The 760-nt window shown below is 69.9% G+C and carries 1 pseudogene; it reads right to left on the reverse strand.

Features of this window, described 5'->3' with window-relative positions:
- Positions 1-760: pseudogene (locus X733_RS136490) on the reverse strand (LysM peptidoglycan-binding domain-containing protein); the annotation flags it as partial.

The following is a 760-nucleotide window of genomic DNA, read 5'->3' on the forward strand; positions in this document are numbered from 1 at the left end:
CAGGCTCCGGAGCGGCCGGTGCTTCGGCAGCAGCCGGTACGGCCGGCTCAGCAGGCTTTGCTTCGGCGGGCTTGGTCTCGGCGGGCTTGGCCTCCGCGGGCGCTACAGCGGCGATCGCCTCGCCGGGTTCGCGCTCGAACGGCACGGCGGCACGCGCTACCACCTTCACGCCGTCGGCATCGAGACCGTCGACATGGATGCTGTAGTTGCCGACCGGGATATCGCGCGTTGCCTCGACCAGGAAATGACCGTCGGGCGAGGTCACCGCATCGCCAAGCAGGATATCGTTGGCATAGGCGCGCACCTTGCGGCCGGCGTCAGCCAGACCGGCAACGAAGATCTTGTTGCCGTCGATCTCGACCGCTTCGACGACGATCTTGGGTTCAGCCACGGCGGCAGCCCGCGGCGTTGCAGGTACTGCTGGCGCTGCCGGGGCAGTTGCGGCTTCCACAGCCGGAGCAGCAGGTGCTGTTTCAGCGGGAGCGGCAGGCGCCGCCGCGGCCACGGCAGGCGCTGCCGTAGCAGGCGCCTCAGCGGCTGGGGCAGCAGCCTGATCGCCGGCGGCCGGTGCCGCGGGCTTGGTCTCAGGCGCCGGGACGCTAAGCAGCTCGGCCGGCTTGCCGGGTTCCTCGACCATCGCCAGCACCTGGCCGGCGGCGTCCTTGGGAACCGAAACGACGGCGGTCTGCACCGAAGGCGTAACCACTTCGCCGGTCGTCGAGCGCAGCGCAATCGTATAGTCGCCGGGCTTCAGTGGATC

The organism is Mesorhizobium sp. L2C066B000, assembly GCF_000502335.1.
Lineage (GTDB): Bacteria > Pseudomonadota > Alphaproteobacteria > Rhizobiales > Rhizobiaceae > Mesorhizobium.